This is a genomic window from Streptococcus sp. DAT741 (assembly GCF_009866825.1).
GTDB lineage: Bacteria > Bacillota > Bacilli > Lactobacillales > Streptococcaceae > Streptococcus > Streptococcus ruminantium.
The window spans coordinates 1,815,353-1,840,211 of sequence record NZ_CP019557.1 but is presented as its reverse complement, the minus strand read 5'-3'; the positions used below and the strand labels follow the sequence as shown (position 1 = coordinate 1,840,211).

At 43.0% G+C, this 24,859-nt stretch carries 21 protein-coding genes and 1 tRNA gene; 16 read left to right on the top strand and 6 right to left on the bottom strand.

The window, feature by feature from the left end; all coding sequences use genetic code 11:
- The first annotated feature begins 107 nt into the window (after window positions 1–107).
- The 11 genes from BZG42_RS08675 (at window position 108) to BZG42_RS08630 (ending at window position 11,535) form a co-directional block, all read left to right on the top strand.
- Window positions 108–2,843 carry a phage tail tape measure protein gene (locus BZG42_RS08675; protein ID WP_155996278.1) on the top strand — a complete coding sequence of 912 codons (2,736 nt, stop codon included), beginning with the start codon at window positions 108–110 and terminating at the stop codon, window positions 2,841–2,843.
- Window positions 2,840–3,562 (top strand): phage tail protein, encoded by a 723-nt coding sequence (locus BZG42_RS08670; protein WP_155996279.1) that lies wholly within the window; start codon window positions 2,840–2,842, stop codon window positions 3,560–3,562. Before BZG42_RS08675 ends, BZG42_RS08670 begins: the two co-directional genes overlap by 4 nt.
- A complete protein-coding gene (locus tag BZG42_RS10140; RefSeq protein ID WP_155996280.1) occupies window positions 3,563–7,936 on the top strand; it encodes a phage tail spike protein in 4,374 nt (1,457 codons plus the stop codon). It abuts the gene before it with no gap.
- A gap of 12 nt (window positions 7,937–7,948) precedes the next feature.
- Window positions 7,949–8,131: a hypothetical protein gene (locus BZG42_RS08660; RefSeq protein ID WP_155996281.1), complete on the top strand. Its 183-nt coding sequence runs from the start codon at window positions 7,949–7,951 to the stop codon at window positions 8,129–8,131.
- Entirely contained in the window at window positions 8,128–8,643 is a 516-nt protein-coding gene (locus BZG42_RS08655; RefSeq protein WP_155996282.1) for a hypothetical protein, read from the top strand. Before BZG42_RS08660 ends, BZG42_RS08655 begins: the two co-directional genes overlap by 4 nt.
- A 1-nt stretch (window position 8,644) precedes the next feature.
- On the top strand, window positions 8,645–8,812 hold the full coding sequence (locus BZG42_RS09980; RefSeq protein WP_201443297.1) for a CD1375 family protein: 168 nt from the start codon (window positions 8,645–8,647) through the stop codon (window positions 8,810–8,812).
- 3 nt (window positions 8,813–8,815) lie between these two features.
- Window positions 8,816–9,115 carry a hypothetical protein gene (locus BZG42_RS08650; protein ID WP_155971575.1) on the top strand — a complete coding sequence of 100 codons (300 nt, stop codon included), beginning with the start codon at window positions 8,816–8,818 and terminating at the stop codon, window positions 9,113–9,115.
- Between the two features lie 2 nt (window positions 9,116–9,117).
- Window positions 9,118–9,450 (top strand): phage holin, encoded by a 333-nt coding sequence (locus BZG42_RS08645; RefSeq protein WP_024532980.1) that lies wholly within the window; start codon window positions 9,118–9,120, stop codon window positions 9,448–9,450.
- A 3-nt stretch (window positions 9,451–9,453) separates the two neighbouring features.
- Window positions 9,454–10,704 carry a peptidoglycan amidohydrolase family protein gene (locus BZG42_RS08640; RefSeq protein ID WP_159780122.1) on the top strand — a complete coding sequence of 417 codons (1,251 nt, stop codon included), beginning with the start codon at window positions 9,454–9,456 and terminating at the stop codon, window positions 10,702–10,704.
- A gap of 181 nt (window positions 10,705–10,885) precedes the next feature.
- A complete protein-coding gene (locus BZG42_RS08635) occupies window positions 10,886–11,071 on the top strand; it encodes a type II toxin-antitoxin system HicA family toxin (RefSeq protein WP_024376845.1) in 186 nt (61 codons plus the stop codon).
- A gap of 59 nt (window positions 11,072–11,130) precedes the next feature.
- Complete coding sequence (locus BZG42_RS08630; RefSeq protein ID WP_029185623.1) at window positions 11,131–11,535, top strand: type II toxin-antitoxin system HicB family antitoxin; 405 nt, start codon at window positions 11,131–11,133, stop codon at window positions 11,533–11,535.
- Window positions 11,536–11,749: 214 nt separating this feature from the next.
- On the opposite strand, the gene BZG42_RS08625 is transcribed toward BZG42_RS08630, so the two are convergent.
- A tRNA-Cys gene (locus BZG42_RS08625) sits at window positions 11,750–11,820 on the bottom strand.
- A gap of 198 nt (window positions 11,821–12,018) precedes the next feature.
- Between BZG42_RS08625 and rpsB the strand changes: the two genes are divergently transcribed.
- Together rpsB and tsf are read left to right on the top strand one after the other, a co-directional pair.
- Window positions 12,019–12,795: a 30S ribosomal protein S2 gene (rpsB, locus tag BZG42_RS08620; RefSeq protein ID WP_024531813.1), complete on the top strand. Its 777-nt coding sequence runs from the start codon at window positions 12,019–12,021 to the stop codon at window positions 12,793–12,795.
- A 303-nt stretch (window positions 12,796–13,098) separates the two neighbouring features.
- Window positions 13,099–14,139 (top strand): translation elongation factor Ts, encoded by a 1,041-nt coding sequence (gene tsf, locus BZG42_RS08615; RefSeq protein ID WP_024531812.1) that lies wholly within the window; start codon window positions 13,099–13,101, stop codon window positions 14,137–14,139.
- Between the two features lie 155 nt (window positions 14,140–14,294).
- Here tsf and BZG42_RS08610 read toward each other — a convergent pair whose 3' ends face one another.
- Entirely contained in the window at window positions 14,295–14,996 is a 702-nt protein-coding gene (locus BZG42_RS08610) for a GNAT family acetyltransferase (protein ID WP_155995731.1), read from the bottom strand.
- On the bottom strand, window positions 14,996–15,334 hold the full coding sequence (gene traF, locus BZG42_RS08605; protein ID WP_155995729.1) for a conjugal transfer protein TraF: 339 nt from the start codon (window positions 15,332–15,334) through the stop codon (window positions 14,996–14,998). Before traF ends, BZG42_RS08610 begins: the two co-directional genes overlap by 1 nt.
- Before the next feature lie 142 nt (window positions 15,335–15,476).
- On the opposite strand from traF, the gene BZG42_RS08600 reads away from it, so the two are divergent.
- From BZG42_RS08600 to BZG42_RS08590, 3 genes are all read left to right on the top strand, one after another.
- Window positions 15,477–15,935, top strand: coding sequence for a CtsR family transcriptional regulator (locus tag BZG42_RS08600; RefSeq protein WP_024531809.1), 459 nt, complete (start codon window positions 15,477–15,479; stop codon window positions 15,933–15,935).
- A gap of 5 nt (window positions 15,936–15,940) precedes the next feature.
- A complete protein-coding gene (locus tag BZG42_RS08595; RefSeq protein WP_155962370.1) occupies window positions 15,941–18,391 on the top strand; it encodes an ATP-dependent Clp protease ATP-binding subunit in 2,451 nt (816 codons plus the stop codon).
- A gap of 318 nt (window positions 18,392–18,709) precedes the next feature.
- Window positions 18,710–19,204: an adenylyltransferase/cytidyltransferase family protein gene (locus BZG42_RS08590; RefSeq protein WP_155965256.1), complete on the top strand. Its 495-nt coding sequence runs from the start codon at window positions 18,710–18,712 to the stop codon at window positions 19,202–19,204.
- 280 nt (window positions 19,205–19,484) lie between these two features.
- Here the strand turns inward: BZG42_RS08590 and dusB are convergent, their stop codons facing one another.
- The 3 genes from dusB to BZG42_RS08575 all read right to left on the bottom strand — a co-directional run bounded on the left by dusB (window position 19,485) and on the right by BZG42_RS08575 (window position 24,820).
- Window positions 19,485–20,492 (bottom strand): tRNA dihydrouridine synthase DusB, encoded by a 1,008-nt coding sequence (gene dusB / locus BZG42_RS08585; protein WP_120172272.1) that lies wholly within the window; start codon window positions 20,490–20,492, stop codon window positions 19,485–19,487.
- Window positions 20,485–21,351: an Hsp33 family molecular chaperone HslO gene (gene hslO / locus BZG42_RS08580; protein ID WP_120172269.1), complete on the bottom strand. Its 867-nt coding sequence runs from the start codon at window positions 21,349–21,351 to the stop codon at window positions 20,485–20,487. The genes dusB and hslO overlap by 8 nt, the downstream gene beginning before the upstream one ends.
- A gap of 382 nt (window positions 21,352–21,733) precedes the next feature.
- Window positions 21,734–24,820, bottom strand: a complete 3,087-nt coding sequence (locus tag BZG42_RS08575) for a DUF6359 domain-containing protein (protein ID WP_155995727.1) — start codon at window positions 24,818–24,820, stop codon at window positions 21,734–21,736.
- Window positions 24,821–24,859 lie beyond the last annotated feature (39 nt).

The following is a 24,859-nucleotide window of genomic DNA, read 5'->3' as shown; positions in this document are numbered from 1 at the left end:
TGATGGGAACTCTTCACCAAATGAGCATCAATCATGAAGAAAAGAAAACCTTGTCAAACGCTGATTTACTTAGCGTAATGTCAGATTAAAAAGAAAGGAGGAAATTTATGTCTGAAACGTTTGAAGGCTTATACGTCAAATTTGGTGCTAATACTGTTGAATTTGATAGGTCTGTAAAAGGTATCAATAATGCCCTATCTAGTTTGAAAAAAGATTTCAATAACATCAACAGACAATTGAAGATGGATCCAGACAATGTTGACTTGTTGAATCGTAAGTTGGTTAACTTGCAAGAACAGACTCGTGTTGGTGCTATGAAAATTGCTGAACTCAAAAAGCAACAGAAGGCACTGGGAGAATCTGAAGTTGGGTCAGCACAGTGGAATAAGCTTCAACTTGAAATTGCTAAGGTTGAATCACAGATGAAGATTGTTGATAAGGCAATGGAGTCAACAAAGAAACACATTGAAGATGTAGGAGACCCAAAGTCTATTCTGAATCTTAACAAAGAACTTGATAATGTTGCTAAAGAGCTTGATATTGTCAATCAAAAGCTTGAGCTAGACCCTGACAATGTCGAACTAGCAGAGCAAAAAATGAAACTACTTGGCAAACAGTCGGAATTGGCTGGGGATAAAGTCCAAGAATTAAAGAAAAAACAAGCTGCCCTTGGCGATGAGAAAATAGGTACAGAAGAATGGCGTCAACTTCAAAATGAAATCGGTCAAGCTGAAGTTGAAGTTCTAAAGATTGACCGTGCAATGGACAATCTTGGTGAGTCAAGCCGTTCTGCAACTGGAGACATCAAAGAGGCAACCAGCTATTTAAGAGCTGATGTCATGATGGATGTTGCAGATAAGGCTGGTCAGATTGGCCAGAAAATGCTTGCTGCTGGGAAAATGACAGTAGATGCTTGGTCTGAGATAGATGAAGCGATGGACACCGTCACAACCAAAACGGGGCTGACTGGTGATGCCCTAGAAGAGCTTCAGGAAATTGCTAAAGATATTGCTACTGGTATGCCTACCAGCTTTAAGAATGCTGGTGATGCTGTTGGGGAATTGAATACTCAGTTCGGTTTTACTGGGGAAAAACTGAAATCAGCGTCTGAATTACTCATCAAGTATGCCAAGATTAACGAAACAGATATTTCAAGTTCTGCTATTTCTGCTAAACAAGCTATTGAAGCTTATGGTTTGACAGCTGAAGACTTGGGAATGGTCTTAGACAATGTGACCAAAGCCGCTCAAGACACAGGACAATCAGTTGATACGATTGTTCAAAAAGCTATCGACGGTGCTCCTCAGATTAAAGGTTTGGGGCTTTCTTTTGAAGAAGGTGCTGCACTGATTGGTAAGTTTGAGAAAAGCGGTGTGGATTCATCTGCTGCTCTATCCTCTCTATCGAAGGCAGCTGTTAACTATGCTAAAGACGGTAAGACTTTGACAGATGGATTGAATGAGACTGTTAGTGCTATTCAAAATTCTACCAGTGAGACAGAGGCTTTAAGTATTGCCTCAGAAATATTTGGTAGTAAGGCTGCTCCTAGAATGGTCGATGCCATTCAGCGTGGTGCTTTTAGCTTTGATGACTTAGCTGAAGCAGCTAAAAGTTCCTCTGGTACTGTCTCCACCACATTTGATGAAACAGTTGACCCAATAGACAAATTGACTCAGTATTCTAACCAAGCAAAAGAGGGAATGGCAGAACTTGGCGGTAAATTGCTTGAGACTGTCATACCAGCTTTAGAACCTTTGATGGGTATGCTTGAATCTGCTGTTAATTGGTTTACTAGCCTAAATGAAACTGATCAACAGACTATCGTGATTCTTGGCCTAGTTACAACTGCTGTAATGATGTTGCTTGGTGCAATTGCACCGCTGGTCATTGCCATAGGGGCAATAGGTGCGCCTGTCGGAATTGTAGTGGCGGCAATAGTAGGAGCTATTGCCGCTATCACACTTATCATTCAGGCCATCATGAACTGGGGAGCCATATCTGAATGGCTTCAGTCAACGTGGGATTCTTGTGCTGCCTGGCTTTCTGAATTGTGGACTAACATAGTCACGACTGCCACCACAGCGTGGTCAAATTTCACTGCCTGGCTTTCTGGCCTTTGGTCTTCAGTAGTCTCAACTGGACAGTCTTTGTGGTCTAGCTTTACTAGTGCCTTGTCCAATATTTTCTCAAGTTTGATTTCAGGTGCTCAGTCTCTGTGGTCAAGTTTCACTTCCACTCTTTCCAATTTGTGGTCTGGACTGGTCTCAACTGGGTCAAATTTGTTTAATAATTTGAGTAGCACGATTTCAGGAATTTTTAATGGGATACTTTCAACAGCAAGTAATATTTGGAATTCCATAAAATCCACTATTTCCAATGCGATAGACGGGGCGAAAAATGCAGTGTCCAACGGGGTCAATGCCATCAAGAATCTGTTTAACTTCCAGATTAAATGGCCTCATATTCCACTACCTCACTTCCGTGTGAGTGGTTCTGCTAACCCTCTGGATTGGCTAAAAGGTGGCTTGCCAAGTATCGGCATTGACTGGTATGCCAAGGGCGGTATCATGACCAAACCAACTCTATTTGGCATGAATGGAAACCGTGCCATGGTTGGCGGTGAGGCTGGCGCTGAAGCCATCTTGCCATTGAATAAGTCAACCCTGGGGGCAATTGGTCAAAGTATTGCAAACACGATGAACACATCGAACAATATCAACGTCAACTTCTCTGATATCACTATCAGGGAAGAAGCTGATCTAAACAGACTGGCTAACGTGGTTGGAAATCGTATTGCTGAAGAATTGCAACGTAAAACTAATTTGAGAGGAGGAATGGCATGACAAAAATCAATGAACTTACTATTGACGGTGTGAAAACATCATCGTTTAAGTGTGATGTATTGGTTGAAACTAGACCAAATGTCATTGTCTCCAGCTCCAAGACAGCTCTATTAGAGCATGACGGTATTAGTGGTGCAGTTGTGCAATCGAACCGACACCGTGGACTAATTGAGAAGCCTTATCATATCACTTTAATTGAGCCAAGCGATGAAGAAATTTATCGCTTTTCTGCTCTTTTGAACCGTGAAAAGTTCTGGTTGGAAAATGAACAGGAACCAACTATTAGGCTTTGGTGTTATAAGGTTGATAGCTTTGAGATTGGAAAAGATGGATTTGGTGCTTGGGTGGTTGATGTTACCTTCATCTGCCACCCTACCAAGTTTTTCAAAGGTACTGACACCCAGACATTAACTGGGAATGGGGTTTTGAGGGTGCAAGGGTCAGCTCTTGCTTTTCCGAAGATTACAGTGGTTGGTCAGAGCGCTTCTGAGACATCGTTTACGGTAGGTAATCAAGTGATTAAACTTGAAAAGCTCTCAGAATCGCTTGTGATGACTAATGATCCTGACAATCCTAGCTTTAAGACGGCTAGTGGCAAGCTCATTAAGTGGGATGGTGATTTTATCACAGTTGATACTGCCAAGGGGCAGAATGTCGGTGTTGTTTTAGGTGCTGGCATAACGTCCTTGAAATTTGAAACAGTTTGGGGGTGGGCATAGTTGCTCTTTTTACTTGATGCAAATGTAAGAACGGTCAAATGGAATGGCATTCCACTACATGAAGCCAGCTCTGCCATTGTCAAAGAAGAAAACAACGGTGATTTCTACCTGACTGTTCGCTATCCTATCACGGATTCAGGTATCTATCAGCTTATCAAAGAGGATATGCTGATTAAGTCGCCTGTGCCTGTGTTGGGCGCTCAGCTGTTTAGAATCAAGAAGCCTATTGAGAATGATGATAGTCTGGACATCACTGCCTATCATGTCTCTGATGACATCATGAAGCGGTCTATCACTCCTGTTTCTGTGGTGGGTCAAGGCTGTGCTATGGCACTGTCTCAGATGGTTCAGAATGCTAAGACTGGTCTAGGTGATTTCTCCTTTACTAGTGACATCATGGACAGTCGGACCTATAACACGACTGAAACGGAAACGCTCTACTCTGTCCTTATGGACGGTAAACACAGTATCGTTGGAACGTGGGAGGGTGAGCTTGTCCGTGATAACTTTGCTCTTTCTATCAAGCGTAGCCGTGGGGCTGATCGTGGGGTTGTCATCACGACACACAAGAACCTCAAGTCCTATCAGCGTACCAAGAACTCTCAGGGTGTTGTCACAAGGATTCATGCACGGTCAACTTTTAAGCCAGATGGTGCTGAAGACGAAGTGACGCTCAGAGTGACTGTTGATAGTCCACTTATTAACTCTTATCCCTATATCAACGAGAAAGAGTATGAGAACAACAACGTTGAAACCGTTGAAGACTTGAGAAAGTGGGCTGAGGCTAAGTTTACCAATGAGGGCATTGACAAGGTCTCTGATGCCATTGAGATTGAGGCCTATGAGCTTGACGGTCAAGTTGTCCATCTGGGCGACACGGTTAACCTCAAGAGCAGAAAGCACAGTGCTGACCTCTATAAGAAGGCCATTGCCTATGAGTTCAACGCTCTGACAGAAGAGTATATCTCCATCACTTTTGACGATAAGCCAGGGGTTGGGGGCTCTGGGGTATCCAGTGGTCTGTCCAATGCTGCCGATGCCATACTTGGAGCAAGTGCCACAGCTCAGGACGTTGCTGTTAAAAGGGCTGTGAAAAATGCTAATGCTGCTTTTGATGCAGAGTTTGATAAACGTGCTGAGAAAATCTATGACGGTATTGAACAGTCCAAAGCAGATGCCGAGGTCTATGCAGATGCAATCAAAGAAGAGATAGTTGGCCAGATGGCCGAATCCGACAGACAGTACCAAGCCCAGAAGATGGTTCAGGATGCGCAGATAGCTGAGATTTTGGAACAATCATCTACTGCCAAGAAATTGATTGAAGAAGCAAAATCTGAACTAGACCAAAGTAAAAGTGATTTGACAGAACTAGTCAATACAGCTGCGGCCAAAGCAAGCCAAGCGGAAGAATCAATTGGCTTGCTACGGTCAGAGATGAGCGGCAGAACCAGCTCAATTGAATCTAACTTAGCTGGAATTACTGAAAGATTCGGAAATTTACAAATTGGTGCTACCAATCTATTTAGCTTGTCCGGCGCTACCAAAGGTTTTTACAAGTTTACCAAAGGCGAGAGTATAGCCAGTGCGCGCTACGCTCACGGAGAGCCCCTCGCTGTCGATAGCAGCGCAACATATATCTTGCAGACATGGTCAAAGTCAATTAACGATTTTAGTTGGATTGGTGCTATTCAGCTGGATAGCGAAGGTCGAGTTATCGAAAATAGCTATCTTACTATCTACCCTAGCAAAACGTCGCTGTACTTTAAACGTGATATCTCTATTCTGCCGAACGCTAAATATATCCAATTTAGCTTTAGTGATGACGTATTTGGAGAAGCCCCCAATCTAAAAGTTCAATTCGAAAAAGGCACAATTCCGACAGACTACCATCTACCCGACATGGACCTTCAATCGCAAGTCGCTGCCTATAAGCGCACTGCCGAAGAGAATTCCGCTGAATTAACACGCCAATTGCGTGTTCTTAATGGCAAGACCGAACAGTACAAGACTGCTGTCGAGCAAACAGCGAATAGTCTACGAACACGTCTGGAATCTCTGGAAACTTATCAAAGCGATGAGGGGAAACGAGTTAATCAGTACTTCACAGCTATGCGAGAGGAGACAGCCCGGCAGATTGCGGCAGAACGCACAGCAGTGGCTAATGGTTATGTATCCAAATCGAAATATGAGGAAGATGTTCGTGGTATCACACATCGATTTGAAAGTTTACGAAAAGGGGTAAGGAACTACGCAGAAGATTATGACTTTAGCCGCGGACTATGGGAATATTCCCAAGGTGATTCCTCTTCTAAAAATGTTAATTTCAGTAACGGAATCTACACTGTCTCCGGAACTACTAAAGTCTGGAAGCAGCTTCAAATACACTCAGAAAGCGGCGCTCGTCTGGGAGGAAAAAAAGATTCAACTGCGCTACTAGAATTAAAGGCGGGCGAACTCTATACGCTATCCGTTGAAGCAAAATGTAATTCCGGGAATCCTAATTTTTGGCTAGAAGTTCGGGATAATGGTCTCGCGGATTACGAACATGTCGTAACCCACATAGGGGGAGCTAGAGAAACATTAACTGCTTCTAATGAATGGGTTCGGTACTCAATTTCGGGTGTCTTTAAGCCTAACTCAGATTTCGGGCATCGTCAAATCATTTTAGGCTACAGCGAGATAGGTTCTCTCTCTTTCAGGAAAGTTGAGTTGACTAAAGGAGAGGGGGGTATAGATGCAGGCCCTGCTCCAGAAGATACTGATAGTAAAATCGCAGAGTTTAAACAAACTGTGGACGGTCGCTTTGCGATTTTGCAAACAGAAAAAGCAGATCAGGTAGCTTTCCAGAAGGTGCAAGAAGCTGTTAATCTCTATCAGCGCACTATCGGTGATGGTACAGCCATATCCGAGACCATTCAGACCGCTAAAGGCTTGGTGACTCGTGTATCCAATCTGATAGATGGCCAAAACCTGGTATACGACCCCACTAATTACTCAAAATACCGAGCAAGACCCGGCGGCGCACAGTTAGCTATGATTGGTACGGATGAATACAAGATGATTCGTATCACTCGAACAGGCGTGACAACCCATGTTTGGGGAGGGTTTCAAATGCCGCTCCACAGTCAAAAGTTTATCAAAGGGGAGAAATTAAGCTACCGTATCAATCTTTGGGTTGATACGGTGCCCGATGACGTTTTTGGAGTTGAAATAAAAAGTGGATCAAGTATCGCTGGGTTTTCTATACAACTCACAAAAACAGGCAATAATCAAATCTACACAGGGACATTCACAGTGAGCCGAACAGTAACTACCACAGATGATTTCGGCCTGCACGTTTGGCTGAGAAAGAACGGCTCGGTTGCAATTGGTCAAATCTCAATCGTACGAGGAGAAGTACCGCCAACCAGCTTTATGGACAATACCTCCGCCATGCAGTTAGCTGCCGAAACGCAAGTCAGTGCCTTGGCAGGTTCCTGGGCGGTGCAACACATCAGTAGCGCTGGCGATATATTGGCGCAAGCCAATCTGTCCCCCACTCAATTCCTGCTTGAAGCATCTAAAATTCGACTGAAAGGGAAAACGTTAGTTGACGAAATCCAAGCGATTGACGGGAAATTTAACCGGCTATTCGTAGCAGACGGAACCTTTGGAAAGCTAAACGCTAATGTCATCGGCGCTAATTCTATAACGGGTGACAAGATGGTTGTGGACCAAGCTCTAATCAACAAGTTCGCAGCGAACGAAGCCTATCTCAAACAATTATTTGCCCAAAATGCGTTCATCACTAGCGTACAATCCGTTAAAGTGTCCGCAAGTCAGATAACAGGCGGCCTTCTCAGAGCGACAAACGGTGCCGCAGAATTTAACCTTAACGCAGGTCAAATCCTCTACTACACTGACCAAGCGGCTTTGAAACGAATTTTAAGCGGATACCCCACTCAGTTCATTAAGTTTGCGACCGGACTTATAGACGGCAAAGGGCACGCAGGGGTAACTGTCATAGGTTCTAATCGAAACGGAACTGAAAGTTCTAACGATGGAGGTTTTGTTGGCATGCGCATTTGGAATGGATCAAACATCGATGCTCTTGATTTGGTTGGAGACAAAATCCGTCTAGCTAGCTCTGCTTATGATTCATCCGATGGTTGGGATGTAGTTACTTTGCCGAACAAACTCGAAATTGATGCGCACAATGTTAATCACAGAGTATCTTCAAGAGTGAAAATTGGGGATGTTTGGTTGTGGGGAGGTCCTACAACCTATTCAAGTTTGAAAGAAACTCTCAATCTCATTATTGACAATCTAGCGCTGATCCATGCTAACAAAACAACCGAAAATAGTTACAGCTACACATTACCAAGTAAAGTATAGGGGGGAAATAATATGAACCAAGAACATATCAATCAGGCTTTGAGCTTAACAATTCAGGAATTAACAGCCAAGCTGGCAGACGAGCTGTCGTCTAAGAATCTACTAGCCGTCCAACTTACAGAGGCTCGAAAAACCATTGATGAGCTGACCCAGCAATTAGATGAGGCTACCAAACCTGAGGAGGTAGCGCCATGAGAAGTTGGAGTGTTGTAGGGAAATATCCCGTCTATACGGATGGTGAGATTAGCCACACAGAAATCACAATTGCGTCAACGACTGGCAGCTATGCGACCTATACTGAGCGCGTTCTCGGGAATCAAATGGCTAAGACGGATGCGGAATTGGTTGAATTAGCCAGAGATGCCCACTTTAAAGGGGAATATGCCGACCGTGCCATGGCTGAAAGTGTTCAGAAGATAGAAGAGTTGGACCAAGTCGCTAAGAAAGCAAAAGATTTCATGGCGGAAGCCAATCAAGAATTTGAAGCCATCAAAAGTCGTCAAGAGACCGCCGAAGCAGAACGGGAGACGCGCTTCAAAGCAATCGAAGCGAAGTTCCAAATCCTGAATGGCTCAGTTATGGAAATATTAACTGAACTTTACTCGAAAGCAGAAGAGGTCACGGAAGATGAAAGTCTTAAAGATGATGTTAATGTCGACGGTAGCGACAATTCTACCGATAACAAAAATACAGAAACGGAGCAATAAAATGATGGTAATGTTAATGGCAATGAATATAGTAGATGAGCATTTTGATTTTTCTTTTAAAGATGTACCGCGCATCTTTAAGAAACGAGTTAAGGCACAATTGGAGCTGATGGGACATCCGGAATTGGCTGATGAGAAAGTTGTTAACTACGTACCGAAAGGAGAATAGTCTATGCCAATTGAACAGGCAGAAAGAATAGCCCAGTCACAGTTCGTCTGGGCTATTCTCTTTATTCTTTTGTTTGGCATAGTCGTAGGGTATCTAGTTCGAACGTCAGACAAAAGAGAGAAAAAGCTAATGGAATTTCACGAGCAATCTAAGCGCGACTCCAACCAACGTGAAGACCGTCTGATGAATCATTTAGACCAGACTACCGTTGAATTGAGAGCTATTTCCCATACTGTGGGAGATGTTCAAAAAGAGTTAGTCCGCATGAATGACCGTATGGATGAAATTGAGAAAGGAAAATAATCATGAACCAAATTACAGAAATTATCGCCAGCTCAGCACTGGGCATTTTAACAGTTGTGGCAGGTATCGTTGTCCGTGAGGTTAAGAAGTACCTACTAACCAAAGGTGGTAAGCGAGCAGTTGAAATTACAGAAATTTTGGCCAAAAACGCTGTTAATGCGGTTGAACAGATTACCAAAACGGACGCCAATCCTCGTCATATTGATAAGTTAGATATGGCCAAGCGTCGTGTTACTAGCGAATTGGCAAAATACAATATCAATATGACAGAAGGGCAGCTTGAGACATTTATCGAGTCAGCAGTTAAACAGATGAATGATTCGTGGAAGGAGTAGGACATGGCATTAAATATTGAAACATCCATCCGTTGGATGTCATCACGAGCTGGAAAAGTTAGCTATTCCATGGACCATCGTAACGGTCCGGATAGCTATGATTGTTCTAGCGCAGTCTATTACGCTCTCACGGCTGGCGGGGCTATTTCTGCTGGTTGGGCAGTCAATACTGAATACGAGCATGACTGGCTAATGAATAACGGATTTGAGTTGGTTGCAGAAAATACAGCTTGGGATGCAAAACGTGGTGACGTCTTCATCTGGGGTAGACGTGGGGAGTCAGCCGGAGCTGGTGGACATACGGGTATTTTTGTTGATGGTGATAACATCATTCATTGCAATTATGCTCATAACGGTATTAGCGTAAACGAACATGATACAACGTGGGCTTATGATGGACGTCCATATTACTATGTTTATCGCTTGAAAGACCAATCCGAAACTACCACATCCAATCAAGAGACAGATGAGGAACTAGCTCAAGAAGTCATCGCTGGTCTGCACGGATTTGGAGAAGAGCGTAAGCACTCGCTAGGACCTCGCTATGGTGCGGTTCAGGCAAAGGTTAACGAAATACTCAAAGGCGATTCCAGACCGTCTGAAACTATCCCAAATATGCCACAGGCGGTCCAAACCAAAGAAGACGGTGACTTGTCCTTTAACGGGGCAATTCTCAAGAAGTCTGTTCTGGATATCATTTTGCGAAAATGTAAGGAGCATGACATCCTGCCATCTTATGCCATCACTGTCCTACACTTTGAGGGGCTTTGGGGCACCTCATCGGTAGGTAAGGCAGATAATAACTGGGGCGGTATGACCATGACCTCGGATGCGGACACCATTCAACGTCCAAGCGGTGTAACAGTAACTAGAGGTCTTGCCCGTCCATCCAATGAGGGCGGTCACTATATGCACTACGCAACGATTGAGGACTTCTTGACAGATTGGTTCTATCTGTTGCGTGCTGGTGGTTCTTACAAGGTATCAGGAGCTAAGACATTCTCAGAAGCTGTCAAGGGGATGTTTAGGATTGGTGATGCAGTCTATGATTATGCCGCTAGCGGATTTGACAGCTATATTGTCGGAGCGTCAAGTCGTCTGAAAGCTATTGAGTCGGAAAACGGGTCGCTTGCTAAGTACGACCAACAGACCGTTACAGATGTCAGTCAGTCTGATGAGATTGAAATCAATGCCGAAGGTATCGAAGTCATCATCAATGGTGAAACTTACAAGCTGAAAAAGAAACCAGTCTAATAGACAAACAAAGCCCTCAGCAATGCTGGGGGCTATTTTCTATTATGATGGACATTTTTGAAAATGTCTGTTGTGATGGAATGTTTTTTTAAAAAATATTTGTTAAAAACAAGTGTTTTTGTTGACAAGTGTTAAAAACAAGTGTATAATATAATTAAAGATAAGGAAAGGAGATAAGCCAATGACAGAGCGAGAGCTTAAGAAGATTGCTAAGAAGCAAGGTTTCAGTAAAACAAACTTTGGCAAAGGGTCTCACGAGGTTTGGAAACATCCAGACGGACGGACAGTGACGATACCTAAACCAAAAGAAAAGGATTACAGACCAGGCACACTAAGCAACATTCTCAAAGTCTTGTATGGGGAGTGAGGGCACTCCTCCCTGTACCCCTAAAGGGGTTACTCTGATCATTGGCTTAATCGATCACTATGAAATATAATTATTTAGCATTGTTTGAAGCAGATAAGGAAAATGGTGGCTACAGCATTTCTTTCCCTGATTTCCCTGGAGCATTTAGCGAAGCTGACAATCTAAGCGAAGCTATTTTCAACGCTCGTGAAGTTCTTGAAATCTATACCATCATGTTCGAAGACGAGGGTAAAGAATTTCCTAAACCATCATCATTTAAGGCACTTGCAAGCAATCTAGCAAGCGATGATGATGTGATTCAGGCTATCTCTGTTGATACTGAACTTGTCCGTGAGCGTGAACGCTCTAAAATCGTCAATAAGACCGTTACACTACCAAGCTGGCTTGTTGAAATTGGAAAAGAAAACAAGGTCAATTTTAGCCAACTGTTGCAAAAAGCAATCCGTGAGGAATTGCAAGTATAAGAAAGAGCGGTCAAAGATGGCCGCTTTTTTCTGTATAAAAAATCATGAAAATAGATAGTAATACTTTTCAAAAATTGACCTATGAAAAACCGTCCGCCCCAAATTCGCCCCAAATTATTTTTAAAGTTAGCCTGATTTAACCTGACGGAAAATCAAAAAAGCCCGCAAAATCGGACTTTTCAATCGGTTAATTCCTGTTAATTCAGGTACTGAAAGGCGGTAGACGGATTTGAACCGACGATCAAGCTTTTGCAGAGCCATGCCTTACCACTTGGCTATACCGCCATAACAAAGAATATTGTATCGAAAAAAAACGCATTCGTCAAGAGGGAATTTGCTTGTCAAATGAGAAAAAATTTGGTATCATGATAGAGTTGCTGTAGCAACAAATACTCATCTCGGATCCATTGTGGTTCTGTTGCCGAAAGGTTGGGCTGCAAGCTGAAGTTCGGGAGAGGAAAAAACAAAAAGGAGAAAATACTCATGGCAGTAATTTCAATGAAACAACTTCTTGAGGCTGGTGTGCACTTCGGTCACCAAACTCGTCGCTGGAACCCTAAGATGGCTAAGTACATCTTTACAGAGCGTAACGGTATCCACGTTATTGACTTGCAACAAACTGTAAAATTGGCTGATCAAGCTTACGATTTCATCCGTGATGCCGCAGCAAACGAAGCAGTTATCCTGTTTGTAGGTACTAAAAAACAAGCTGCTGAAGCTGTTAAAGACGAAGCTATCCGTGCTGGTCAATACTTCATCAACCACCGTTGGTTGGGTGGAACTCTTACAAACTGGGGTACAATCCAAAAACGTATCGCTCGTTTGAAAGAAATCAACCGTATGGAAGAAGATGGTACTTTTGATGTGCTTCCTAAGAAAGAAGTAGCATTGTTAAACAAACAACGTGCTCGTCTTGAAAAATTCTTGGGTGGTATCGCTGATATGCCACGTATTCCAGACGTGATGTTCGTTGTTGACCCACACAAAGAGCAAATCGCTGTTAAAGAAGCTAAAAAATTGGGTATTCCAGTTGTAGCGATGGTTGACACAAATACTGACCCAGATGACATTGATGTTATCATTCCAGCGAACGATGATGCTATCCGTGCTGTTAAATTGATTACAGCGAAGATGGCTGATGCTATCATTGAAGGCAATCAAGGCGAAGACAGTGTAGCAGCGGTTGAAGCTGAATTGGCAGCTGAACCAGCATCTACAGAGTCAATCGAAGAATTGGTTGAAGTAGTTGAAGGAAAATAAGTAACGAAGGCGTTTGAAAATCTGTATGGAAATAGGAAACTGACGCAATATGCTTGCATACAAGGAAGTTTATCTTTTTCACTAAGATTTTAGCCTGAGTACAATTAAATAACTAAGAGCGTTTAAGAAGACGACTGAATTTTAGGGACTTGGCAGCAAATTCTGATTTGCTGAACAAATCGTCTAAATTTTAAAGTCTTTCGCTCGAGTACAATTTAGCTTACAAACTGATAAACAAACCTAGAAGGGCAGGGCTGAGCCCGGTCCTTCTATTTTTCAAAAAAACAAACAAGGAGAATAGACATGGCAGAAATTACAGCAGCTCTCGTTAAAGAATTGCGTGAAAAATCAGGTGCTGGCGTTATGGATGCAAAAAAAGCATTGGTTGAAACGGAAGGCGATATCGAAAAAGCGATTGAATTGCTTCGTGAAAAAGGTATGGCTAAGGCTGCTAAAAAAGCTGATCGCGTAGCGGCTGAAGGATTGACTGGTGTTTATGTTGATGGTAACGTAGCAGCAGTTGTTGAAGTGAATGCTGAGACAGACTTTGTTGCGAAAAACGCTCAATTCGTTGAGTTGGTGAACACTACTGCTAAAGTTATTGCAGAAGGTAAGCCAGCAGATAACGAAGCAGCTCTTAAATTGACAATGCCTTCAGGTGAAACCCTTGAAGAAGCATACGTAAATGCAACTGCAACAATCGGTGAGAAAATCTCATTCCGTCGCTTTGCTTTGGTAGAAAAAACAGATGCACAAGCATTTGGTGCTTACCAACACAATGGCGGTCGTATCGGTGTTGTCTCAGTTATTGAAGGTGGCGATGAGACTCTTGCAAAACAAATTTCAATGCATATCGCTGCTATGAAACCAACTGTTCTTTCTTACACAGAATTGGATGAGCAATTTGTTAAAGATGAGTTGGCACAAATCAACCATAAAATTGAGCAAGACAACGAAAGCCGTGCAATGGTTGATAAACCAGCCTTGCCATTGTTAAAATATGGTTCAAAAGCTCAATTGACTGACGAAGTGATTGCAGCAGCTGAGGAAGCAATCAAAGCGGAATTAGCAGCAGAAGGCAAACCAGAAAAAATCTGGGACAAAATCATCCCAGGGAAAATGGACCGCTTTATGCTTGATAACACTCAAGTTGACCAAGCTTATACTCTTCTTGCACAAGTTTACATCATGGATGACAGCAAGACAGTTGAAGCTTACTTGAATTCAGTAAATGCTTCTGTAGTAGAGTTTGCTCGTTTTGAAGTAGGTGAAGGTATTGAAAAAGCTTCAAATGACTTTGAAGCAGAAGTTGCAGCAACGATGGCAGCAGCTCTTGGTAAATAATTAGATAACGAAGAACTTCCGAAAGGGAGTTCTTTTTTGTAAAATCGGTCCTAGGGCGGATGTCGGATATGCTTGGTTAGGTTATACTGATATCAATCCTAAATATTTTTCATAATCTCCTTAAAAAGCACCGGCCTTGTGGTCGGTGCTTTTTGTTAGATTTCTAAAATATAAGTATCCCAGCTAGGCTTGTTTGGTTGTCGGAATTGGTCAGCTAAATGCATGGCGATAGGATCGCAGTCATCAGCCTCAAAGCTAATTTGCTCATACTGTTCAAATAGTTGGCAAATAACTGCTTGGATGAAGGAACCAAAGCTTTGTTCATCTTTTCCGCATACGTAGGCAATTTCATCGGTATCTATGAAGGCACAATTTTTTGAATCTGTATAAACCAGATCAGGTAAGCCTTTTTCAAATTCTTCTTGACTGGCAGTCCAAGGATTGATGTCTTGGTGGACTGTTTGATAGTGGTCAAAAATTTGCTGACAGGCTATTTGATAAGGTGCGGTGCCTTTGCGGACTATGCTTAAGTTGGAAGTGCCTGTTTGACTGAGATAGTCTTGCTTGGTCACTTCGAACTCATAACATTTCCGCTTGCAGACAAAGCCAGCTGCGGTAAGGAAATGGATTCTTTCCTGCTCTGCAGAGGAGAGCATAACTTGAAGAGGTTTTCCGCCTAAGGAAGTCTGTAGGGACTGGAAGAGCTGCTCTGCTATGGTGCAATCGAAATCAACCAAATCTAGTCGCAGATAGATATTGGTCTGGTGGTAGGGATTTTGGTAGCTGTGAATCTTGCCGAGTGGTCTTCCTTGATAAGAGATGTGGAAGGTGTTGGCTTGGTAGGAAATGTCTAGCATTAGTCTTGAATAAAAGCCACAATTTCTTCTTCCGTCATGCTGGAGTCGCAGCGGACTTGGACTCCAGTAGGTTTAGCGACGAGGAGACCTGGGACGGTAGGAACTTGGTAGTGGTCGCGAAGGGTCTGGAGTTCTGGACTGATTTGGCTGGAGTCGAGGAAGTGGACGGTCACTTGCTTGTTTTGGGCTACCTTATGAAGCTTTGGAGCGAAGCGGTTGCAGTAAGGACAGTTTGCTCGTCCGATGAAGAGGATAGCTCCCTCTTTGGCAGTTAGGAGGCTTTGTGCTTGCTCCACAGTCACACTTGTAAAATCTTGGATATAGTCTTGAAAGTTCATTGTTTTCTCCTTTTTCTTTTTATTATAGAAAAATTGGAGAAAGATTTCAAAATTCTGCTACGCTAGTTGCTAGGCTTTTGCTTTCAAAATTCGTCATTTTAAGGTATAATGGTCAAAGAAAGTCAAAGAAAGAGGCGATTCGATGGTGATGAAAAATACATCAGATTATATTGAAGAGCATATCAAGGCAATTTTGGAACAGGTCAGTGTAGCTGAGTTGCGTCGAAGTGAATTGGCTAGTCGGTTTGAGGTAGTTCCTAGCCAGATTAACTATGTGATTAAGACACGCTTTACAGCCAGTCGGGGTTATATTGTTGAGAGTAAGCGTGGAGGTGGTGGCTATATCCGTATTGGCCGGATTACATTTTCAGATAAGCATGAATTAGTGCATGATTTGTTAAAAAATATGGGAAGCCAATTGTCTGCTACGGTTTATGCGGACATCTTACAGCTCTTGTTTGATGAAAAATTGATGACAGAACGCGAAGGCAATTTATTCTTAGCTGCTGGAACTGATGAGGTTCTGGGCAAGGAAGCAGATAGTATTCGAGCACGAATGATGCGCCAGATTTTACGGCGTTTAGATAGGAAAGAGGATTAAGATTTATGAAGACTTCAATTGGTTTGCGACAGGCGCTGGAAGATGCACAGTTGGTAGCCCATCGTTATGCTTGTGATTATTTGGAAACTTGGCATCTACTCTTGTCTTTCGTGTTTAATCATAATACGGTGGCAGGAGCTGTTCTAGCAGAGTATCCAGTTTCTGTTTCAGACTATGAACATGCTACTTTTGTAGTGACAGGTAAGGTGTACCGTGAGGAGTTGAAGCCTCTTCGCATTTTACCATTGTCTAAGCGTTTGGATGAAACAACTAGTTTGGCTAAGAAGATTGCCGAAGTGCTCAAGGCCAAACAGTTTGGTACGGAACATCTTTTTATGGCCATGCTATTGGACAAGCGTTCCACAGCTAGTCAGATTTTAGATAAGGTTGGCTTTCATTTTGAGGACTCAGATGATAAGATTCGCTTTCTGGATTTACGTAAAAATTTAGAAGCTCGTGCAGGATTCTCCAAGGAAGATTTAAAAGCCATCCGTAGTGTTATGAAGGGGAGAAAGGCTAGACCAGCTAATGTGGGGCAAATGATGGGAATGCCTCCTACTCCTCAAAGTGGTGGTCTTGAGGACTATACTCGGGATTTGACAGCTTTGGCTCGTGATGGCAAGATAGAGCCTGTCATCGGTCGGGATGCGGAACTTTCTCGAATGATTCAAATCCTGTCTCGTAAAACGAAGAATAACCCTGTCTTGGTTGGGGAGGCTGGTGTAGGAAAAACAGCTCTTGCTCTTGGTCTTGCTCAACGTGTAGCAGATGGTGACGTGCCTACTAGTCTGCTTGATATGCGCGTCTTGGAGTTGGATTTGATGAGTGTCATCGCAGGGACTCGTTTCCGTGGTGACTTTGAGGAACGGATGAACAATATTGTCAATGATATTGAAGAAGATGGAAAAGTCATCCTTTTTATTGACGAATTGCATACGATTATGGGGTCTGGTTCGGGAATTGATTCGACGCTGGATGCGGCAAATATCCTTAAACCTGCTCTTGCTCGTGGGACTCTCCGGACAGTGGGAGCTACAACGCAGGGCGAGTATCAGAAGCATATTGAAAAGGATGCTGCCTTGGTTCGACGTTTTGCTAAGGTGACGATTGAGGAGCCAACAGTGGAAGATAGCATTGCTATTTTGACAGGATTGAAAGGAACCTTTGAGAAATACCATAAGGTCCGCATTGGGGAGGATACTGTTCGGGTTGCAGTATCTTATGCAAAACGCTATTTAACCAGTAAAAATTTACCAGATTCTGCGATTGATTTGTTGGATGAAGCTAGTGCGACGGTTCAAAATCGTATCAAGGGACAGTCTACAGAAACAGGCTTAACCAGTTTGGATAAGGCTTTGATGGCAAGAAAATATAAGACCGTCAGCAAACTTTTACTCAAAATGAGGGAAGAAGATGAAACTAGTGAGGTTTATGACCTAGAAGTGACTGAAGAAGATATTTTGGAAACGCTCAGTCGCCTGTCAGGTATTCCAGTAGCTAAACTTAGTCAGTCAGAGACTAAGAAGTACTTGAGCCTTGAAGAGGAATTACATAAGCGTGTGATTGGACAAGATGCTGCTATTTCAGCAGTTAGCAGAGCTATTCGTCGCAATCAGTCGGGCATTCGTACGGGTCGTCGTCCAATTGGTTCTTTTATGTTCTTGGGGCCAACAGGAGTTGGTAAGACAGAATTGGCTAAGGCCTTGGCTCAAGTACTTTTTGATGATGAGTCAGCCCTTATTCGGTTTGATATGTCCGAATACATGGAGAAATTCGCCGCTAGTCGCTTGAATGGAGCGCCACCAGGATATGTGGGTTATGAGGAAGGTGGCGAATTGACTGAGAAGGTTCGCAATAAGCCTTATTCTGTCCTGCTTTTTGATGAAGTAGAAAAAGCTCATCCTGATATTTTCAATGTTCTTTTGCAGGTATTGGATGACGGTGTCTTGACCGATAGCAAGGGACGCAAGGTTGACTTCTCCAATACCATCATTATCATGACTTCCAACCTTGGGGCAACAGCCTTGCGTGATGACAAGACAGTTGGTTTTGGAGCGCTTGATTTATCGCGTAGCCATGAACATGTGGAAAAACGAATCTTTGAAGAACTCAAAAAAGCCTACCGTCCAGAATTTATCAACCGTATCGATGAAAAGGTCGTCTTCCATAGCCTGACAGAAAGTCATATGCAGGATGTTGTCAAGGTTATGGTACAGCCATTGATTGCTGTGGTAGCAGATAAAGGGATTAGGCTCAAACTTCAACCATCAGCGCTTAAACTGCTTGCCAAAGAAGGATATGATCCGGAAATGGGAGCTCGTCCACTCCGTCGCTTACTACAAACCAAATTGGAAGATCCCTTGGCGGAGATGCTACTTCGTGGAGAGCTACCTACTGGTTCAACCTTGAAGGTTGGAGTTAAGGGAGCTCAGATTAGGTTTGATATTGTGAATTAAGTAAGCTGTGCTATAAGATAGATAAGGAATGGCGCAGGGATTGGGCTTGAACATCTAGCAGGCTCTCGAACAAAACTTAGATTTGGTAGTTTGGGAAGTTCGTATTCCAATTTTGAAGTCTGAAATATTCACTCCTATACTAATGAGTATGGTTTTCAGATAGTGGAATGTTTCAGTCCTGCTTATCAAGTGAGGGAAGTCCCTAATTTTCCAGATATGGAATGATTTTCCGTGCTGAAAAGTGAGTGTGACAAAAAGGTGAGAATCAACTTGCCTTTTTCTCGGTTATATATGAACATAGAAGATAAAAGGTGAGGTATGCAGAAATCAGTTGCGGTTGTTTTTGGGACATTTGCACCTATGCATAAGGGACATTTAGATCTGATTGAGCGAGCAAAGGTCGCTTGCGGTCGAGTGTATGTAGTGGTTTCGGGCTACGAGGGGGATCGTGGGGATAGGATTGGTATGAGTCTATCACAGCGATTGAACTGTATCCAGATACAATTTGAAGCTGATAGTCGAGTGACGGTTTGTGCCTTGGATGAAACGGATTTGCCCCCCTACCCACATGGTTGGAAACAATGGCTGAATCGATTGTTGAACTTGCTTGAATTGACAAGTATGGAACAACCTATTTTTTATGTTTCTGAGGAAGAATATGCCCAAGAGCTAGAAAATAGGGGGTATCAAGCTGCTTGTGGTCCGAGGAAGTTCGGGATTTCTGCTACTATGATTCGGGAAAATCCCAAAAAATATCTGGAGCAAATAGCTCCTGCATTTCGTTCCTTTTTTAGAGAGAAGCAAGCAACTTGAAAAATTAGTTTCTGGCATATAAAAATGGATATCCCCCATTGAGGGAAGCTATTTTTATCTTTAGGAATTGTCTTGTTCTAAAAAATGAAAAAACACCGAAGAAATCGGATTCTTGAAGTAGATCAAGTCAATTTCTTCGGTGTTTTTTATTGGTTACATTCTTTGAGAAATACTCAGACTTCGTTGGCTTGGATTGATGAACTTGCGTTTATCTATACTCCTAAGGCCTGATCTGAGTTTGATTTTCATTGAGTATTCGTTTTGTATAGGTTTCTAGTTTCTATTCTTTTTTGTATTTTTTATGATAAGCTAATCTAGCTTGGTTGAAGAGCTCTTGGACTTGCTCAATGGACTCTGCTCGTGCAACAGCGGCACGGATTTTTGCAGCACCGGCAGATCCACGGAGATAGTGGGGAGCTAGTCCACGAAATTCCCGGACGGCAATGGATTCGCCTTTGAGCTTGGTCAAGCGGCTTAAGTGTTCGAAAGCAACATCAAGCTTATCTTCAAAAGAGAGGTCTGGTAAAACTTGTCCTGTTTCGAGATAATGATTGATTTGGTTAAAGATATAGGGATTGCCCATGGCGGTTCGTCCAACCATGATGGCATCGGCCCCGATTTCTTCGATACGCTGACGAGCATCCTGAACACTACGAATATCACCGTTTGCGATAAATGGAATACTAGTCAGGCTAGCAGCTACTTTGGCTAATGTTTCCAAATCAACGGTTCCTGTGTACATTTGCTCGCGAGTCCGACCGTGCATGGCAAGTGCTGACACACCAGCACTTTCTGCTGCCAAGGCATTTTCAACTGCTAGGTCTGGATTGTTCCAACCTGTTCGCATCTTGACTGTCAAAGGAATGTCTAAGACGGAGGTTACCTCCTTGATAATATGGTAAATCTTGTCTGGGTCTTTGAGCCATTTGGCTCCGGCTTCGTTTTTGACAACCTTATTAACAGGGCATCCCATATTGATGTCTACGATGTTGGCCTTGGTATTGGTTTGAATGAAATCCGCAGCACGCTTGAGTCCTTCAGCGTCGCCACCGAAAAGTTGGATGGACATGGGGTATTCGTTGTCGTCAATATGAAGCATATGAAGGGTCTTTTCGTTGTTATAAAGGAGCCCTTTTTCGGAAATCATCTCCATGACAACCAAGCCAGCTCCCATTTCCTTGGCGATGGTACGGAAAGCGGAGTTTGTCACACCTGCCATCGGAGCTAGTACACAACGATTGGGGATTTCAACATCGCCAATCATGAAAGAAGTATTAAGGTTAGCCATTGATGAGTTCCTCCAAATCTTGTTCGTCAAAGTGATAATGAATCTGGCAGAATTGGCAAGTAATATCTACCCCCTTGTCTTCTTCTTTCATTTCTTGCAGGTCGGATTTCGGTAGACTAGCTAGAGCATCAAGAAAGCGGTCTTTTGAACAATCGCAGACAAAGCCAATTTCTTCTTCTGATAGACGTTTGAAGTCATCATCTCCGTAAATGGCAGACAATAGGGCTTCAATGTGGTTTTCAGAAGCTAACAAGCCTGAGATGGCAGGCATTTCTTGGATACGTTTTTCAAATTGAGCAATCTCTTCTTCTGTTGCTCCTGGTAGAACTTGAAGTAAGAAACCACCAGCAACCTTGACCTTATCTTCTTCGTCTAGCAGGACATTGAGTCCCACCGCCGAAGGTGTCTGTTGGCTGTCAGTCAGGAAGTAAGCAAAATCTTCACCGATTTCACCCGAAATTAGAGGTGTCATTGAATTGTATGGGTGGCCGGTTCCATAGTCGGTGATAACCAGAAACTGCCCGTTGCCTACTAGAGGACCAACAATCACTTCACCTGTTGCGGTCCGTTTATAATCCAAGTCAGGATTTTGTATATAGCCTTTGACCTGTCCTTGGGTATTGGCTACTGAGATAATCGCTCCCATTGCACCGCTAGCTAAAACTTTTAGAGTGATTTTGGTATTGCCTTTTTCATTGGCTGCCAAAATCTGATTGGCAATCAGAGTCCGACCAAGTGCTACGGTTGATGAAGCCATGGTATCATGTCTTTCCTGAGCCGTCTTTACGGTTTGTGTGCTATCGAGTACGTAGGCCCGAAAATGGCCACTGTTTGATAATGTTTTAATAAGTTTATCCATAGGGATTATTATAGCATAAGTCGGGGTAGAGGAGGTAGAAAAATGAGCTTGGAAAAAATCCAATCTCATTATTTACTGTTCGTATCGCGCTTTTGGCACAGTGAATGGCTTTTACAATTTAGTAGACTGTTAAGTTGGAGAGATGTATGAGGAAAACCTTCATAATTTGTGCTTTCTACTTCAAAAGTTACCGTATAAAAATGGAGCGAATTTTGTTCGCTCCATTTCTAATCATCGAAAGGTTTTCTAATCTCTTGAAGTTATGTGAGAGTAAGAGTTGAAAGGGTCTAGGAGTAGACCGTTTTAGCTCGACAACTAAAATAGAAAGACTAGTTGGCGAACTTTTTCTATCTGCCGAGTTATTTCTTGCTCCCAACAATACTTAGGGGTCTTTCCGGCTGTTGGTGAAGGCAAGGCTCAAGGTCAAAAGACCGAGGGAAATCAGAATAAAGCTAGTTTGCTGTCCGGTTCGTGGAAGAACTTTCTTTTGAGTGGCTTTTTTGTCTGTTCTTATTGTAGTAGGGTTAGTGACTTGCTTATTGGATTTATTGGTATCCTTATCTTTAATACCGACATTTGTGTTATCCGTATTAGGTTTAGAATTTTTGGTATTTGCACCTGTATGATTGTTGTCCGGTGCTGGATTAGCTGGTTTTTGGGCTTTTGTAAGATCAAGCTGGACTAATAGCGGGTCATGGTCAGAAGCTCTGCCATGTTCTTCCATAAAGGCAGAATTAACGTGGACCATATCAAAAGCGTAACGGTTCAATAAGTTTGTAGAAACCAGTATATTATCCAGCGATTGGTTGTTGCCATTGTAGAAGTAGGAGAAGCGATCTGCTGCATCATGACGACTCACGAGGTTAGCCATACCACCAGTTTCTATAATTTCAACTGTTTTGCTAAATTCATAATCGTTAAAATCGCCTAACATAACAATATTGGCATTTGGATTTTGAGCCAGACCTGTTTTTGTGAAATCAGCGAGTAACTGTGATAAAATATGGCGTTTTGCTTCGGAAGCAAAGGAAACAGGTTGAACTTTTCCGTAGAGACCGTTGTCTCCCCGTTTTGAATTGAGATGGTTGGCAAGAACGATTACCTTTTCTCCTTTGAAGATAAATTCAGCAGCTAGAGTTTTGCGAACAGCAGTCCAAGCAGGATTTGTTGGAGCAATTCGACCCAGGCTGAGGTTGAGTTCTCCATTTTCCCAAGCTACAGCCTGGGTTGCAGTACCGATAGGTTTATCAGAGAGGCTGACGCGGTTTGGATTGTAGAGGAAACCAACACGAATATTTCCACCTTCTTGTCCACCGTCTTTGTTATTTTCGGGAGCAATATCAGCGTAAGTATAATCAGGTCCTCCGATGGCTTTGATAGCAGCGATTAGGCGAGCGGCACTTTGACTTGCATCGGTTGTTCCGTCATTGGTCGCACCGTTGTTGTCCTGTACCTCAATCAGACCGATAATATCTGGAGAATGGAGATCGGAAACAAAAGACTTAGCAATGCGTTGAACTTTAGCATCTGAGGTAGACTTGCTATTGGCAGAGAAGTTTTCGATGTTGTAAGAAGCGATGGTTAGTTTGTCTTCGCTTGGGACAATATGGGTTATTTCAGGTTTTGTAGGTCCTTCGTGCAGAGCAGGTAAGGTACTATCATCCACATACACCTTGTAGTTGGTGTAGGAATAAGTGACAGGTCCTACAATACGACCAGTGAAGTAATCTCCTGATTTGATGATCTGTTTTCCATTTTTTAGAAGAAGCGGGATGATATTGGTATTATTACCATCAGGGCGTAAATTAACACCGCCAACGTTGTTTAAAATAAATGGACTGTTGGCAGGAGTGACATAGATTTCCTTGTGTTTCATAGGTCCAAGGATCTTGGCATCGTCTACTGCTACAACCATTCCCTCAAGAGATTCCCAAAAGTCAAGTGCATCTTGTTCAGGATCGAATTGAGCAAAGCCATCGTTGTCAATAATATCTGCTGGAATGTTTCTATCCTTACCGATTACTACCGGCGCCGGAACCGGTGCATTCCCGTCAACAGTGACTTTATTTGCACGGATTTGGGTGATGGTCAAATCCGTTTTATCACGTTCAGCATAGCCTTTTCCTAGGTATTCCTCAACCCTACCCGTGATTGTCAATACGTCTCCAACCTTAACTTGGGTCTTCAATTTATCAGTAAAGATATTGATTCCATCAGATGTCTTTGGATCTCCATCTGGTGTAATGTCTTGAACGTAGAAGTTATTGGCAGAAGCAACGTAGGTCACTACAACGTTTTTAATAGTGACTGATTTATTGATGAAGGGAGATTGGTGGCTGGCGCCTTGAATCTGACCTACAGTCACACTTTCAGTTTTGCTAGGTTCTGTTTCAGTCGGTGCTTTTTTGAGTACTTCAAAATGTGTAAGGTCAAATGGTTTGAGTTGCACCTTGCCATCATACGTGGAGAGAATAGCGGTTAGATTGATTTTATCGCCCTTGCCAACATGATTTAAAAGCTCGGCACTCTTAATCCCAGTTCGGCTATCCAAACGCACTTCAACAGACTGCCCTTGCGAATCTGTAACGGTAAAGGTTGAATTTTGGTAGCTGTCACTTTGTATATCACCGACTGTTACATTTTTTAGAGCAACCAATGTTGCTTGCTGATTGGTTGATAATTGAGCGATACTTGTTTCCGCAGTGGGAGTATTGATGGCTTCAGATATTTTTTTGTGCTGGCTAACTTTAGTTAATTGAAGTTCACCGTGGAATCCACCGAGAGTTCCTGTCAACTGGACTGTATCGCCTAGTTGATAGCCTAAGGCAGAACCAGGATAGACGTAGATTCCAGCTCCATCAGCTCCCTGAAGATAGAAACCATTGCCGCCCCAACCGTTGACTCGACTGATGATTTTACCAGAGACGGTGTATGCTGTCCCTTGCTTTCCTGAACGAACTGTAGTAAGCGGAGTAGAAGCTAGACTACTTGCTTCTTCTGGTAACCCTTTGTCAGCTACTGGTTGAATAGTTGCTGAAGAATTGTCAACGACTTCAATGCTTGTAGCTGGCTTAATCCCAGCTCGTTTCATATAGGTATCGCTAGTTCCTGTGATACGGACCAGTTTTCCAATCAATTCTGGATGATCAACGAGGTTGAATTGGGAACGCAGCGGCTCTTTTAATTGAACAGGAATGGTGTTAGAAGCGGCTGTGTCCATACTAGCTCCGAGAGCAAGATTGGTCTTATTACTTGAATCAAAAGCTGTTCCACTACTGTTGAGTGGAGCAATAAGATAACCTTGTACAGTCACTTCTGACTTTGTAGTGGCAAGCGTTGGATAGTTTTCTATCGCTACCTCAGTGGCATGGACAGAGGCTATGGTTGGGGAAGTTAAGCTGAATAATAATCCAGCCGTCACCACTATAGAACCGACAGTAGAGAAGAGAGAGCGCTTTCTAATCTTCATACTAAAACTCCTTTTATCTGAATGATGCTGTAGAAACAT